General features: G+C 50.8%; 16 protein-coding genes. 4 read left to right on the plus strand and 12 right to left on the minus strand.

Annotated features, from left to right (window positions below; genetic code table 11):
- The 10 genes from KOO63_02420 to KOO63_02465 all read right to left on the minus strand — a co-directional run.
- A partial coding sequence (locus KOO63_02420; protein ID MBU8920692.1) for a rhodanese-like domain-containing protein occupies positions 1 to 921 on the minus strand: 921 nt, incomplete at its 3' end.
- 180 nt (positions 922 to 1,101) lie between these two features.
- Positions 1,102 to 1,617, minus strand: coding sequence for a hypothetical protein (locus KOO63_02425; GenBank protein MBU8920693.1), 516 nt, complete (start codon positions 1,615 to 1,617; stop codon positions 1,102 to 1,104).
- A gap of 13 nt (positions 1,618 to 1,630) precedes the next feature.
- Complete coding sequence (locus tag KOO63_02430; protein ID MBU8920694.1) at positions 1,631 to 2,842, minus strand: YeeE/YedE family protein; 1,212 nt, start codon at positions 2,840 to 2,842, stop codon at positions 1,631 to 1,633.
- A 56-nt stretch (positions 2,843 to 2,898) separates the two neighbouring features.
- Positions 2,899 to 3,138: a sulfurtransferase TusA family protein gene (locus KOO63_02435; GenBank protein MBU8920695.1), complete on the minus strand. Its 240-nt coding sequence runs from the start codon at positions 3,136 to 3,138 to the stop codon at positions 2,899 to 2,901.
- A gap of 186 nt (positions 3,139 to 3,324) precedes the next feature.
- Positions 3,325 to 3,588: a metalloregulator ArsR/SmtB family transcription factor gene (locus KOO63_02440; protein ID MBU8920696.1), complete on the minus strand. Its 264-nt coding sequence runs from the start codon at positions 3,586 to 3,588 to the stop codon at positions 3,325 to 3,327.
- A gap of 216 nt (positions 3,589 to 3,804) precedes the next feature.
- Positions 3,805 to 4,716 carry a redoxin domain-containing protein gene (locus KOO63_02445; GenBank protein MBU8920697.1) on the minus strand — a complete coding sequence of 304 codons (912 nt, stop codon included), beginning with the start codon at positions 4,714 to 4,716 and terminating at the stop codon, positions 3,805 to 3,807.
- Positions 4,717 to 4,805: 89 nt separating this feature from the next.
- On the minus strand, positions 4,806 to 5,624 hold the full coding sequence (locus tag KOO63_02450; GenBank protein ID MBU8920698.1) for a DUF1573 domain-containing protein: 819 nt from the start codon (positions 5,622 to 5,624) through the stop codon (positions 4,806 to 4,808).
- Between the two features lie 9 nt (positions 5,625 to 5,633).
- Positions 5,634 to 5,882, minus strand: a complete 249-nt coding sequence (locus KOO63_02455; protein ID MBU8920699.1) for a hypothetical protein — start codon at positions 5,880 to 5,882, stop codon at positions 5,634 to 5,636.
- Positions 5,883 to 6,076: 194 nt separating this feature from the next.
- A complete protein-coding gene (locus KOO63_02460; GenBank protein MBU8920700.1) occupies positions 6,077 to 7,177 on the minus strand; it encodes a hypothetical protein in 1,101 nt (366 codons plus the stop codon).
- Positions 7,178 to 7,314: 137 nt separating this feature from the next.
- On the minus strand, positions 7,315 to 7,611 hold the full coding sequence (locus KOO63_02465; GenBank protein ID MBU8920701.1) for a hypothetical protein: 297 nt from the start codon (positions 7,609 to 7,611) through the stop codon (positions 7,315 to 7,317).
- 251 nt (positions 7,612 to 7,862) lie between these two features.
- Here KOO63_02465 and nifU point away from each other — a divergent pair, with 251 nt between their 5' ends.
- The 3 genes from nifU (at position 7,863) to KOO63_02480 (ending at position 10,862) form a co-directional block, all read left to right on the plus strand.
- Complete coding sequence (gene nifU, locus KOO63_02470) at positions 7,863 to 8,438, plus strand: Fe-S cluster assembly scaffold protein NifU (protein ID MBU8920702.1); 576 nt, start codon at positions 7,863 to 7,865, stop codon at positions 8,436 to 8,438.
- Positions 8,439 to 8,502: 64 nt separating this feature from the next.
- The gene (nadA, locus tag KOO63_02475) at positions 8,503 to 9,414 is read left to right on the plus strand and encodes a quinolinate synthase NadA (GenBank protein ID MBU8920703.1); all 912 of its coding nucleotides are present in this window, start codon (positions 8,503 to 8,505) and stop codon (positions 9,412 to 9,414) included.
- 218 nt (positions 9,415 to 9,632) lie between these two features.
- The gene (locus KOO63_02480) at positions 9,633 to 10,862 is read left to right on the plus strand and encodes a hypothetical protein (protein ID MBU8920704.1); all 1,230 of its coding nucleotides are present in this window, start codon (positions 9,633 to 9,635) and stop codon (positions 10,860 to 10,862) included.
- 126 nt (positions 10,863 to 10,988) lie between these two features.
- Here the strand turns inward: KOO63_02480 and KOO63_02485 are convergent, their stop codons facing one another.
- Together KOO63_02485 and KOO63_02490 are read right to left on the minus strand one after the other, a co-directional pair.
- The gene (locus tag KOO63_02485) at positions 10,989 to 12,641 is read right to left on the minus strand and encodes a T9SS type A sorting domain-containing protein (GenBank protein MBU8920705.1); all 1,653 of its coding nucleotides are present in this window, start codon (positions 12,639 to 12,641) and stop codon (positions 10,989 to 10,991) included.
- Positions 12,642 to 12,796: 155 nt separating this feature from the next.
- Positions 12,797 to 13,630, minus strand: a complete 834-nt coding sequence (locus KOO63_02490) for a hypothetical protein (GenBank protein MBU8920706.1) — start codon at positions 13,628 to 13,630, stop codon at positions 12,797 to 12,799.
- Between the two features lie 437 nt (positions 13,631 to 14,067).
- Between KOO63_02490 and KOO63_02495 the strand changes: the two genes are divergently transcribed.
- Positions 14,068 to 15,274: hypothetical protein (locus KOO63_02495; protein ID MBU8920707.1), on the plus strand; the 1,207-nt coding region annotated here is incomplete at its 3' end.

Below are 15,274 nucleotides of genomic sequence, written 5' to 3' on the forward strand. Positions count from 1 at the left end.
GTCGACCCACTTGTGGCCTGAAAGCGCATCATAGATCATGGCGTTCACGCCGAACTTCAGACTTGTCGCATCGTAACCAAGAACCGTCAGATATGCGGTGACGACCGAAGAGGTCTGGCCGGTCCAGCAATAGGTGACGACTGTAGCCTCAGGATCGTAGTTCAGGAACTCTCCGCCAGCGAGAGAAAGCGGGTTGATCCTGAAAGCACCCACGATATGTCCATATGTGGTCACATCGGCCTCGGCCCAGTAGTTGTTGATGAAGTAATCGGTCGGAGTCGTAAGTATGGTAGCAGCCGGAGTTCCCTTGAATCCTCCAGCCGTCATCGCTGCTACGCGCTCGGCAAGGATGCCTGAACCGGAAGTCGCGGTCGCAGCTATCGAAGGATAGTTGTGTGCTACCAGCGTAGCCGTTGCATCGGTCGACCAGTTGTCATGTCCCGTGCCTATATTTGCTGTATTTTCCGACCAGCTGTCGAAGTCGTTGGACCAGGAGCTGAATCCGAACTTCAGAACCTTACAGTCGGGATGGCCGCTCAGGCGGAGCGCTACCAGGCCGTGACCGGCGGACTGGCCAGTATAACATACTACCAGGATGGTCTTGTCCCCGGTGTTAGCCGCCGCGTCAGCCACTATTGTACCGAGCGTGGTGTTGACTGAATTTTCAATACGCCCACTTGTAAAATGCTCCGATGACCTGAGATCCATGATATAGAATGTATCCGGATTTGCATCGACTGTTGCCGCCGTTATGATCCAGTCGGCGAGCATATCACTTAATTCGAGGTTCTCTGCGACCATATAGTCCCTCAGTACCGAGCCGGAATCCACTGGCGCGGTAGTATCCTCACTACAACCCGTAACAAGGAAGAGGGCCATCAGGGCCGTCAGGAACAGAAAATACCTTACTTTTCCAAACATATTCACTGCCTCTCTCTTTTCAGTGCCATAATCCTGCTAACTTAGTTGTTGCAAACAGGAACTAATGTGCCGTTTCTTCTTTCCTGCTCGCACCCGGGGTCAGGGGTACCTCCTTCGGGCTTGAATCCTGTGCCTTCCTGCTTCAATTTTAATCAATCACAAAAGACTTCTCAGCCTCTATCAACCCCCGCATCCGCCTTCTTCTACCACTTCCTCTTCCACATCGAGGGCTTCAGGGCCCTGATCCCACACTACCCAGCCACCATACAGGTCTTTTACATTCGTATAGCCCATCTTGACCAGCGTCTCCGCTGCCAGGGGGCCCCTCTCTACCTTGTATCCAAAGATGATTATCTCGTCTGTCTTCTCCGGAGCGAAGAAACCTTCGGAATCCCAGAATTTCGCGTCCGCGATACTGAATTCAAGGACCCCCCTGGGAATATTCACTGCCCCGGGAATGGTGTCCTCAAAATATTCGTCAGATTCACGGACATCTATGAGGAAGAAAACATCCTCGCTGTCCATCTTCACCTTGAACTCTTCGATATCCATCTGTTCGATTCCCGCCTTGGCCTCGCGGACCATCTGCTTTGCGTCATCGTAAATATGCGGAGCCCTGCCGTCGACACCGGCTCCACCGCATCCCAGAAGACCCATCGCAAGAGCGGCAATCATGATCGTCATTAATAACTTCATTCTTCACCTCTCCTTATATGGCGGAAAACTTGCCGGTCCGTTCGTTCCATTTAACGAAACCGTACCAGAGGGCTATAATTACAAGGAAAATCAGGACTGCTCCTCCATATCCAAAACGGTCTGGCAGAAACACCTTCTGCTTCGCCCATTCGGGGAGCATCTCAGCAAATCCCGGTACGATGAACTTTTTCGAAATGGGAGCGAACAGCATAAACCCTATCGCGGAGAACCATAGCTTGATATGACCCTCTCCGGCTCTCCATAGAGTCCCGACGGCGCATCCACCTGCCACAGTCATACCCAGCCCGAAGATCACACCACCGATGATCGCCCTGAGCCAGAAATGGGGGTATACCCAGACCATAGCCAGTGCCCTCGCGGCTCCGGGGGTCGAGGTCCCGACACCCATATACTTGATAACGGTAAAACCGATGATACCGACGACCAACGCGGCCATCACGCCGACCGGCGCTTCCGACTCACCCGTCATGAAAGGCTCGCGAAATGCCCTGACGATACAGAATCTCGATCGCTGAAGGACGATCCCGATCACCAGCCCGATAATAGCGAACATCGCCATGCCGTTGTCCGCACGGAAACGCATAGAGAAACTTACCAGCAGAAAGATTGTCAGAATGGTGCCCAGAATCGGCTGCCACACACCCCCCGCTCCTTTAGCGGCCAAAAAGGTGTAAGTCTTTCCCATACTCATCTTAGGAAGCGCTTCCATCTCCCAGATGAGATATTTGAGGGCGAAATATGTACCGATCAGGAATCCGAGGGCCAGGATTATTGCTCCACCTGAAAGTGCGGCCCATCCACTGAGGAACCCACCGATCGTGCATCCTATGCCCAGGGTGGCGCCAAGCGCCATAAGTACTCCACCGATGAGGCCCTTCAGCATCTCACCCATGGGCGGGATCCTCAGCGCGAATTCCCTGCCGAAAAGAGCTCCCGCAAAGGCGCCCAGGAGGGTCATGAAACCCAGAAGGCCGTAGGAATGCGCCAGTACCGGCTTTACATGATCAATGCCGAAAAGCCCGATCGCCTGGTAGACATTCTCTCCCCAGTTCGTGTAGGTGCCACTGCCACCCCAGGGCGATTTAGCCAGAAAAAGGCATATGTTCAGAAAAGCCAGAACGATTCCGCCGGCCCATACTGGCCAGGTCTTGCCGAAGAATGTAGCCCACAACTGGCGCCAGGCACCATTTTTAGGGTCTCCCATTTAATTCTCCTTCATTATCTGCTCTCTTACCATGCATCTCGTTATCCGTGTTTGAATCAACCCTTACGGATATAGAACTTGAAAACGCCCGCATTGTCTTCGACGCCCAGAAGTTCGTTACCAGTCTTCTCACACCATCCGGGGACATCGCCCTTCGATCCGGGGTCGGTACCGAGCATTTCCAGTACCTGCCCTCCATCCATGCCTTTCATCTCCTTGGCCAGCTTCAGCATAGGCATCGGGCAGGAAAGCCCCTTGCAATCCAGAGTCTTGTCGACATTAACGTCCATGTCCATTTGAAACCCTCCTTTTACTTTAGTAAGTCCTCAGTTCATTCATCCACTTTCAAAACATCCCGGAAAATCATCTGAATCCGGCAGAACACTCTCAAAACGAGCTTATTCATCAATATATCGCGCTACTTGGATATTTCTTTATCAGACTATTCAAATAGTACGATATATTTTATTAAAAAAAACAGGCTACGCTTTCTTCAACATCTTGATGATCCGGCGCACTTCAGGAATCTCTATCTTGTAGCAGACCCTCGTACCCTCCCTGCGGCTGGAAATGATGCCGGCATTTTTTAAGATCTTAAGATGTTGGGATATAGTCGATTGCGGAAGCCCCAGATTCCTCTGGATCAGGGAGACATTGCACCCGTTCCGCTGGAGTCGGTCAATGATCTCCATCCTGGCAGGATGCGAAACGGCCTTGAGGATCTCACTGCTTTTCCTGTAATCCATATAGCTTCCTGCCGTAAAAGCGCAAAATAAATCGCAAAACCTGCCCCGCGACTTTTAAGTAATAGTATATTTTTTGTGGTAAAGTCAACAAAATAATTCAGGGCTTAACTATTTTTATTCGGTGCTTAACTATTATTATTCGAGTCAGGTCACCGGAAGCTCAATGCCTTAAATATCAGGAGCCCCACCGGCGGTGAAGCTCCTGATACGATCTTCTTAGTTGCCGGTCAGTTCTTTTACCGCTTTTTCCAGCTCGTCGCCACGCAGGTTCTTATATCTTATAACACCTTCGCGGTCGAGAAGCAGAGTCGTAGGGATCGACGCAACAGCATATTTCTGACCGAGTTCAGACTTCCAGCCCTTTCCATCGAATATCTGGCGCCATTTTATGGATTTATTTTTTATATATTCGTCCAGCTTTGCTTTATTGTCGTCCATGGAGATACCGATGATCTCGAACCCCTTCGGATTGTATTTATCATACACCTTTTTAACGTGGGGCATCTCGGTGCGACAGGGGGCACACCAGGTCGCCCAGAAATCGACCAGGACTACCTTTCCTCTATACTGGCCGAAACTGATCGGCTTCCCGTCAGTCGCGGTAGCACTGAAATCGTCGGGAACCTTGCCGATCGCCAGGCTCTTCAAGATGCTCATCCTGTCGATCATGGACTGCGCCATCTGTTTCATCTTTGCGTCTGAACCGGATGCTTCTACTGCTTCGCGGAAGACCTTTTCCGCTTCGTCGAATCTCGTCATCGAGACATAGAGATTTCCCATGGAGAATTTCGCAATGCCCAGATCTTTCGGGTTTTTAGGAATATCCTTATCGAAATACAGAAGCAGATGTTTCTCGGCATCCTCCAACCGGTTAATGCTCGAATAAATCTGGCCAAGCATTAAATGCGCGTTTCCAGCAGCTTCTGTTCCCGGATGTTTCTCCAGAAATGCCAACAGCTCCCTTTCGGCCATGTCTATCAGCTTAGGCATCGGAGTCGAAGACCTCTTCGCCTCAAGTGATTTCATGATCCCATCGAACTCCTCGCGGGCTTTGTCGACTTCCTGCGCTGAAATCATCGCGGGAAGAACAAAACAGGCGACAAGGATCATAATAAAGTGTCTTTTCATGCCATTCCTTTCAAAACGGGGCGTACCAGATCACCGGCACGCCCCTTCCGTTAATCTAAAGAAACAGCCCCCCCTTGAGCCGTTCCTGACTATTTTTTCCCGCTACTGACCCTTACAGTACCACGAATCTGGGCTTCGATCTCTTCATACCCTGGATAGTTGGTGATGAACTTGATCGACCCCATGTATTTTCCCGATTCCGCCGACGGGCGCAGGCTGATCTTGCAGCTGTACGCCTTTCCGGGCCTTACTTCCCTCAGGTTCACAGTGATGTCATCCCTGCTGGGGATAACATCGAGGATCTTCAGGGAATCTCCCCTTGCCGCGATAATAGACACGACCTTTTCGAAACTCTTCGATACACCTTCCTGCATCCGCATCTCTCTCATTATGACCGTACCCGGATGCACCTGCACATCGGGAGTGATGACCATCCGGAATGCAAATTTCTTCTCGGGCAGATCAGCAAAATCCGTTTCCAGGATTATATCGCCCGTATACTGTCCGAAAGGAACTACGTCCCGCGTCCTTGTCTCGAGGCGATACTGTTTTCCACTCTCAATAGCCTCGAGCTTCACACTGATATGCTCTGTGAGAAATTCATAATCCTTACTCTTTTTGCTCCAGTGCCATCCGATGATCTGGACAGGCTTCTGCAGCTTGTTGGTGATCACGGTCTCTATTTTGAGTTCTTCGTTCGCAAAACCAGAAAGCGATAAACTTTTTGTAAAGTCGAAGACCTTCTTTACGACACCGGTGACCTTAAGGATGATCTTCGGGCTTTCGGGATCGTTCGTCGTTACGGTGAACGCTTTGGTGAACCGCCCTGGGTGTATCTTGAAACCTACTATTTTAATTCCTATTTTTCCTTCCTTCCCGGGAAGGATGACCTTGTCAAAGTCGGCCACTGAGCAGCCTCAGCCAGGCTTCACGTTATTGATGTGAAGCTCACCTACTCCGTTGTTTCTCACGATGAATTCGTAGGCTATATCGATGCCTTCGAAATACTCACCGAGGTCCACCTGTTTTTCCCTGACAAAGAACTTTGGCCCGTCCGTGCCAGCTGCCTGCAATGTGGCCGAGATGAATATCCCGCCCAGCACCAGCAGCAGCACCACGGCTACGGCCATTCTGCCAAGTCTCTCCATATCTTTCCTTCCGTTCACGCCCGACTTTTCCACGGTACAGCTTGCAGATCTCAAGCGCTGCCGGCCTATCCGCAGGCCGCGGAAAAGTTACAGGCCAAAAAGTACACTGCCCCGGTACCTGCATCACAGGCAAGACCCGCGAACAGGGGAGCGGGGACAGTTATCGTTCGGGTATATATTATATGTCATCGGAGCACGGTAGTTCCACTATTTTATTGTTCCGGAACAGCCATACCATAGTCATCAGAGTATCTGATCCTCCTCGATGGCCTTCCCGAAATCCTGCCAATCCACCAGAGTCCAGCCAGTTCAAGCATGATATCCTGTCCGCCCTGGACGATATATTCCCCGGTGATCTCTCTGAAATCCTCTATCGTCAGTCCTGATGTCTCCAGGTCAGACCTGAATTCATCCCTGTCTCCTTCAAGCGAGGAAATATATATCTTCAGCCCGTTTTCGCCGGGTACGATCTTATACTCGTCCCGGTACTCTCCGATCCATCTGATTCCGGTATCCGACAGAAGCCTCGATATCGTCATGACCGGAGCCGCCACAAGAAAACTCCTGTCTGAAAGGGTGTCATAATAGATCATCTCTTCATCTTCCCTGCCGAAGCGCGTCAGGAAATCGTCAAAGTCTCCCGGCTCCATCATCTGGATGATACAGACCAGGGAAGACTGTTCCTGTCCGCCATCTTCGAGACTCCTCAGCCATATCAGGAAATCCTCTCCCACCTCCCAGGGTAGTATGCTGCCAAACGGAAGAGCTATGAAAAAACTGTTCTCATCGAAAAGTCCTTCAATATATGAATCGGGAGGAGAGTCATAGCCCTCGTCGTATATTCCGGGCCAGTAGTGGTCTATGATGATTATCTCCACATGTCCGAGATTGAAATCCTTCGGTTCGTGGCGGACACAATGGTGGAAGAATCCGGTATAAGGTCCTGGAGGGTCGGGAATGATACGTTTGTTCCTCGGCCCTTTGGGCTTGCGCGGCCTGCGGGGCACAGAAGGATTGTTGGGTACCGATAGCCTGCGAGGCCTTTTGACCTCATCGTTGGAGCGCCTGCCGTGTTCGTCTCTCTCTTTCCTGTCTCTGGTCCTTTCGGGATCGACCTTCTTATTCCTGGTATCCTTATCGCGTTCGTGGTCTTTTCTTTTCGTTCGTTTATCATTTTCATCCGCGGCAGCCCGCCCGGACGCTGCCACCAGGGTCAGCGAAAAGGCCATTATCAGCGCGATCGAGACTATGGCAACTTTTTTCAGAAATACCGATCGGACTCTTCCCGGATATGATATCCCGATCTTGATCATGGATCCTCCCCCTCAGGATAAGCGGCAATTCCCTGTCTGCAGGACCTGTATAAAATATAGCAGAAAGAGGGCTCGAAGGGAAGGGCTGGCTGCAGACAGCGAGCGGAAGGTCGGGATCGTTCCGGGAAACTATTCTATTAATAGTGTCTTCCTGTGCTGATGTTACGTGGTAATGGGTGAACTGACCTCATACCGGGACAGGCAGCCGCGCTGACACGGGGGACCGGTGTCACAACTATGAAATAGATCAGGGTCAGTAGTATTCTTGATACGACGCTCCCGATCAGACGTGAGAGTCCGAACCAGAGATAGGCCGGATACTTGAAGAGCGCTGGCACGGTCATGTCGACGACAAGCAGTACGATCGCTATCTTTGCGTAGAGGATGTCGTCGAGGAAAAAGGTCAGAACAAGGCATATGAGGACGAAGGCCATGCCGTTGTCTTTCGCCTGCTCGTTCGATATCGAACGAGGAAATATCCCTGCCCGGTGGTCACTCCGACCTTTCCGAAAAAAACCGGATGAACTTTTTCTTTGCTTTACTTTTCAGATAAAGTAGATTTATTTTGGTATGGAAATAATGTGGCGTGCTTTCCTTCTGGAAGCGTGCCTTCAAGACCCTCCCGCGTCCCCTGTGAGATTGGGTTGATCCCCACAGAAACGGGAATGGAAAAGAGGAGATAGATATGCCAGCATACAGTGAAAAAGTAATGGATCATTTCATGAACCCGAGAAATGTCGGGGATCTCGAAAATCCTGATGGAGTAGGAGAAGTCGGGAACCCCGTCTGCGGTGACATGATGACATTCATGATAAGGGTCGTTGACGACAGGCTCGAGGAAGTCCGGTTCAGGACATTCGGCTGCGGCGCTGCTATTGCCGTTTCCTCCATGATCAGCGAAATGGCTACGGGCAAGACCCTTGACGAGGCCATGAAAATAACTAACGCAAGGGTCGCCGAGGAACTCGACGGGCTGCCAGGGCACAAGATGCACTGCTCCAATCTCGGAGCCGATGCACTGCACAAGGCTATCGAAGACTACAGACACAGCCTCAAAACGGGAGAACCAGCCTCTCTACCAAGCCCGAGAGAGGCCGAACATACAGAAAATAAATGTCCTTTCTGCGACGCATCGGTGGAAGAGTCTTCCGAATTCTGCAAATCCTGCAAGGCTGAGTTCACCGCGTGCACCAAATGTGGAAAAATAGCGGACAACTCGAAAGACGAGTGTCCCCATTGCGGAACCAGTTTGAAAAAGTAACTACCGCCGGGATCACACAAGGATCTATTCCACCCCGGCTTTCGTGACAAGGCGGACCAGCCTTATGCCCAGAAGTGAATTAGTTGAAAAAATCCGCGGCTTGAGGGCGGAAAAGGACGCCGTTATACTGGCGCACAATTACCAGCCAGCCGAGATACAGGATATTGCCGATCACATCGGCGACTCTCTCGATCTCAGTCGGCTTGCCTCGACCCTTCCGAACAATATAATTATCTTCTGCGGTGTCCATTTCATGGCCGAAACGGCTGCCATACTTTCTCCGGATAAAAGGATCATCCTGCCGGATCCGGACGCGGGGTGCCCGATGGCAGACATGCTCGACGCGGAGCAATTAAAAGCCTTCCAGGAAAAACACCCCGGATCAGTGACGATAATGTATGTAAACTCCACAGCCGCAGTGAAGGCCCTTACAGATGTCTGCTGTACTTCAGCCAATGTTGTTGAACTCATGGATTCGGTCCCGAAGGATAATGATATCATCTTTGGACCCGACCGGTATCTTGGCGGATGGGCCGCATCGCGGACAGGCCGCACCGTCCACCTGTGGAACGGGTATTGCCCCTCCCATCAGAGGATTTTGCCAGAAGAGATCAGGGCTCTTCGAGAGGAATTCCCGGACGCTGTCGTAATGGTACACCCTGAAGTCAACCCGAAGATCGCGGCTGAAGCAGACATCCTTCTCGGTACCGGGGGGATGATAAGGTACGCTGGCAAAAGCAGCGCATCCACATTCATAGTGGGAACCGAAGTCGGAATGATATACAGGCTTGCAAAGCTCTACCCCGACAAGCGATTCTTGCCTGCGTCGCCGAACGCCCTCTGCCCGAACATGAAGAAGATATCCCTGGAAAAGATAGCCCGGTCCCTCGAAACACTTCAGCCCGTGATCGCTGTAGATCAGGAAACAGCTTCGGCGGCCCGCCTTTCGATCGAACGGATGATCGGCACCTCCTGAACGGTACTGAGTCTCAGGCTGCCTTGAACAGATCCTCTCCAGAAGGAACCTCCGATCTTTTTTTATTTTTCCCTCAATATTTCCCGCATAAGAGCCGAAGTATAAAGAAAATATAATGTTTGACAGAACCCCGACGCTGGATTATAAAAGTCAATCATATGTTTTTCGTGTCTTGAGCTGGATACGTTTCGTGCCTTTAACCAGGGAAGGAAAGTGACATGAACAGAACTATCAGTTTTATGATCACCCTGTCTCTAATCATCGTCCTCGCGGTACCTGCCCTCGCCGGAGAAGATTGCAAGGACAAGAATTTTGGCTTCAAGTTCGGTGGAAACCTGAAGACCAGCTTTATCTACGACATGACGAGGATGTACCCCGGCAACTATGCCCTTTACGTCCCCGCCTTCGAAGGTGAAAACAACAGCGAGCTCTTCCTCACTGCCCGCGAATCGAGGCTCGGATTCGATTTCTGGTGGAAGGACGAGGATTGGACCACAAAAGCTTATATGGAGTTCGACTTTCAGAACAACGGGCCTACCGAGAACAAGCCTGTTCCCATGCTGAGGCACGCCTACATGAAGTTCGGCAAGTGCAACTGGACGATCCTCGCCGGACAGACCTGGGATATCATCTCTCCCCTGAACCCTGCGACCGCAAACTACTCGGTCCTGTGGTACCAGGGGAATGTCGGTTACCGCCGCGCGCAGCTTCGCTTCACCACCTGGGCCGATGCGGGAGAGAACGGCAAGATCAAGTTCGATGCCGGTATCATGAGGAATATCACCGGTAATCGTTACGATTTCTATGATGAATCCAACACATCCTCGGTAGCGCTGGTCGAAGATGGCGCCGACTCCGGAATTCCGACCTTCCAGGGCCGTCTCGGTTTCGCCACGAAGATGGGCGAGGAAGGCAAACTCAGCATCGGTGTTTCGGGACACTATGGCAGCGAGACCTACGGCACCGAAGACTCCGTGTCTGTCGACTCCTGGTCGTTCAACACCGACCTGTCCGTCGCGGTGAACAAGAAGATCGCCCTGAAAGGCGAGTTCTTCATGGGCGAGAACATGAGCCAGTATCTCGGTGGCATCGGCCAGAGCTACAATCCTCTCGGCGACGCGCTTCCTACGATGGGTGGCTGGGGGATGATCTCTCTCAAACCCAAAGCCTGTGTGACATTCAACCTCGGCTACGGTTTTGACGATCCCGATGAGGCTGAATGGCTCTGCCCGGACAACTCTGGAGCATACTCGATGAAAGACCTCAATTCCGAATTCTTCGGCAACGTCTTCTACAGCGTCAACAAGAACATCACGGCGATCTTCGAGGTCGCCTTAACGAAGACGGAGTACCTCAGCAGAGTCAATGACGGCACTGACGTCACCGACACACTTACCGAATACGATAATCTGCGTTTCCAGTTCGCACTGAAGTGCGCGCTTAAATAATCGTCTCGCGCTGCCTTGCGGCAGGAGATGTGTTATTATTATCGAAAGGCTCCCGGACGATTCCGGGAGCCTTTTTTATAGAACATGTTCGAAACACAGTATAATCGATTTTCCAATAGCCGGGTACTAGCGCGTGAGAATCATTGTTTTCGTTTCCGTTGTCTTCCCTGCTTCCAGCTTATAGTAGTAGGCACCAGATGCTTGTGGGATACCGCGGGAGTTCTGCCCACCCCAGATGGTCTCATGCCATCCAGGAGAAAGAACTTCATCGACAAGACGGGTTATCAACCGACCGGCCACATCGTAGACAGCAAGGCTGACATGGCTGTCGCCGGGAAGGAAATACCGGATCGTGGTCGACGGATTGAACGGGTTAGGGTAATTCTGGCCCAGAATGACCTTTCCTTCGGGAACAGACATGAAATCACTCCTGAAAAGAAGTGTCCTGGACTGATGGCTGACGAGAAACACGTCGTATTGATACCTTATCGATCGCATTGCTGTCAGGTCTAAGCAGCGGACTGTCAGCCCATCCTGAATAATCGCCTCACCAGGCATGGTGAAGACAGAACCATCTGCGCCGTTCCGCCTCTCCACTTCGAACCTGTCGCCCTCATCCAGCGTAGAGAGAGTCCACCGGATCAATATCCCGTCATCGACCGGTTCAGCAATATGCGACTGGAGTAGAGTAGCGACCGTGTTCTCAGAAGACACCCAGACATCCGACAGATGGTCAGTCGTTCCCGCACTGAAAGGGATCCATATCCACTCGTCATTATCTTCCCAGTAATAAGTATGAATTATTGTCCCGTCGTCTCCGACACCCCAGATGTCCCCGGCACTGCTTCCATGAATCGCCCGGATGTCAGGCCCGTCTGGAGTTGTCATCTCTGTGAGTTCAAAAGTGTTCTCATTATAATGGTATACGCTGCCGTTCGACCTGCAAAGGTAAAGATCAGAATTGCTTGTTCCCCAGAGACAATTGAAATAATATGGGGCCAGACCGCAAGGATCTCCGGCGCAGTCGAAATCCACGGACCCCATATGTCCGACATTGGTGTTCCATTCGATGATATGAGCATAAGGATAATTGGAAGTGGCATAGACGAACCCATCCCCTAAACCATGGAAAGGGCCATACGATTCGTATGTCGCTTCAGTGATACAGGTTTCGACATCAAGGGGATCGAGGTAGTAAAGCCTCACTTCATCGCCCACATACGGATGCCCCTGGATCACCCTCGTCGTCACGAAGAACCACCCATTCTCCGAAGCCCATCCTTTATTGATTATGCCTGTCCCAAAAGTGGCAACAGGGTCCCAGGAAAACCCGTCGAAATGGAACACGACACAGTAGCGGTTATCAGGCCCCCAATACCAGTCAAAATCGTCAGGAGTCACCGTGCCGAAGGCAAAGATGTCGTCCGACCCATACCCCATCACATCGTAAATGCGCAGGTTGTCGATAAGATCAGGAGTGAAGTTGCCTGTCACATCGATCTCTTCCCAACCGGATCCATTGAAATGAAGAAGATAACTTTCTCCGGGAGCTATATAGACGTCATTTGAAGCGGCTCCCCAAACCGAATAATAACCTGTGCAGGAAGGTGCGTCTGTTACCAGATCGAATGTCGTACCTGTATTGCGCAGAATCGACTTCGTTCCTGTATCAGGATCCACTCCGAGTACCCAGACATCCGCTTGAGCGATGGAGGTCCAGCACGTAAGCACAAATCCGAGGATAACGACTGCTGTCCAGAAACTACGCCTGCTACCCATTTTTCCCTCCAGGAGATTTGTTTTCACAGAATTGAATATTACTTTTACCGCTTGAGAATCAGTCTATCATATCACCCGGGGTTTTTCAAGATTCTATTCGGTGCCACACAGCGAACGAAGCGTTTTCATTATCGAAAGCCCAGCTCACCAATAGATTAAAAATTACGATGATCCGCTATGTTAAGTTTGGCCTTCTCGAGTAATTCAGAATCGTTCAGAGCTGGAATGTGATCTTCACCTGCCGGAAGAGGCTCATACATATTCCAGTGTCCTTCAAGCCTCACGTTTTCGCCATCAGAGATAAAAAACCAGAATTCACCGAAGGAATACCCACCCCAGCAATCGCCCTCTCCTCTTCCAAATAGATAAGATATCCCGGACCCCTTCCGAAAGCGGCTGATGTTTGGAAAGAGATTATAACACCAGTATGTTACCGAGATCTCCTCGGCGTGCTTGACTCCCGGCAGATTTCCGTATATCTCGGAGAGTCTTTTCGGATGTCTTCTCCCGCTGAACTTCAACTTGCACCAATTATAGCCGGACGCCCAATATGATGTGATCCCGGTCACTTCGTGAACGACATTCAGGCTGTCCCAGGCATCGTATGTTCCGTCTGCGACCTGACCCCCGGTATTTAAATCAAACAGGATCATGATCTCGCTAGTCACCCAGGGTGCGATGAAGTGGATCCTGTTCAGCCAATCATGCTCTGAACCATAGTGACCTCGTATATATTCCAGATCCTGATGTATTCTCTCGTATAATTCGGCGGGCGCAATGAGTTCTCCAGAAAGGCAGAGGGCCATGTTCTCAGCGTCCGCGTCGTCTTGCGGAGTCAGTTTCGGGTTTTCTTCCTGCGGATCGCGTAAAGATGCACTATCTACAGGATCCATCCCACCATCACAGGCCACATAATGAACTGCGATCAGAAAGAAAAGACAGACGGTAACGATTCTTTTACAATCGATCATTAGTTTTTGGAGGTACAATTAATATTTCCCTGTCCCGCCAAAGCGTATCCACAAAACCCGTAGTTGTCAAGTGTCCGCCCCACCGCTGATTATTTATCCAGTCCCTCCCGTTTAGTTCATCCACGCACCTATCATTTGACACCGGGTTGGATCTGCGATATATTTACTTAGCGTCATCTTAATACAAAAAGGGAGCAAGACCCGTGCTGTTATTATCTTTATTCTTTCTGTTTACACTGCTGTTCACACCAGCAATGCTCCTTCTTCCCCTTGTCTTGTGTCTGCTGCTTATATATTTCTTCTTCAGGATGTTCCGTCAAGTCTCATTGATGCCGGTATTCATCCGTCGTCATTCAGGTCCGCGAAGTCCGCCTTTCTGAGTTTCCTTTCCAGTCATTTTTTGAATCTTGAAATAATAACCGGGCTGTTTCAGCTTTGTTATTTGGAAGGAAACCATGAACAATATTATAAAGACCAGACTCCTGCACATCTGGAACAAATTACACGGAGTTCCCCTTGAATGGGATCTTGGTGACTATCGAAAGATCCTCGACCGGATCAACGACTTCGACCTGGAAGAATTATCGAACGACGATCTGAAAAGCATGGCATCGCGGCTCACCAAACAGGCAAGAGAGGGCGTGCCCCTGGGTGATCTTATGGTGGAGACTTATGCTCTGGTCAGAGAATCGTCCAGACGCGTGATCGGACTACGCCCCTTTGATACACAGGTGATTGCGGGAATCGCCATGCACCAGGGCAAGGTGATCGAATTGGGCACAGGAGAGGGCAAGACGCTTGCAGCTGTCTTTCCCGTTTGCCTCAACGCCTTGACGGGCAAGGGCGTCCATATACACACATTTAACGATTACCTGGCCAGCAGAGATGCGGATTGGATGGGCCCCATATACAGGGTTTTAGGTCTGAGTGTCGGATGCATCCAGGAAGGTATGTCTACTGAAGAAAGACGAAATGCCTGGGCATGCGACATCACCTATACAACATCCAGAGAGGCAGGCTTCGATTATCTCCGCGACCACCTTTGCTATGAAAATGTTGATCTTGTCCACCGCGATTTTCATTTTGCCATCATCGATGAAGCAGATTCAATGCTGATCGACGAGGCTCGTGTCCCTCTCGTGATTGCCGGCAGGACTGGAAAAACGGAATCGACTTCAGAATATCTCGGCAATATTGCAAGGGCTCTGAAGGAAACTATCGATTTCGAAACGGATGATGGAAACCGAAATGTCAACCTGACAGATCATGGATTGAAAAAAGTCGAAGAGGTCATGGATTGTGAAAACCTGTACGCTCCCGAGAATTTTGAGCTTCTCACCAGAGTCAACCTCGCGCTTCATGCCGAACATCTGATCCACCGTGATATCGACTATATAGTTCGCGAGGGGAAGATAAAGATCGTGGACGAGTTCACCGGCAGAGTCGTCGAGGATCGTCACTGGCCGGATGACCTCCAGGCAGCTGTAGAAGCGAAGGAAAGACTTCGACGCGGGTCTGGAGGTTCCATCCTGGGATCGATCACCCTGCAGCAGTTCCTGCGGTTCTATTCCAGACTAAGTGGTATGACCGCCACGGCCAGGTCTGCAGCGTCAGAGATCCACAGGTTTTATGATATGAAAACCGTTGTTATTCCTCAAAATC

It is taken from the genome of Candidatus Latescibacterota bacterium (assembly GCA_019038625.1).
In the GTDB taxonomy this organism is placed as follows: domain Bacteria; phylum Krumholzibacteriota; class Krumholzibacteriia; order Krumholzibacteriales; family Krumholzibacteriaceae; genus JAGLYV01.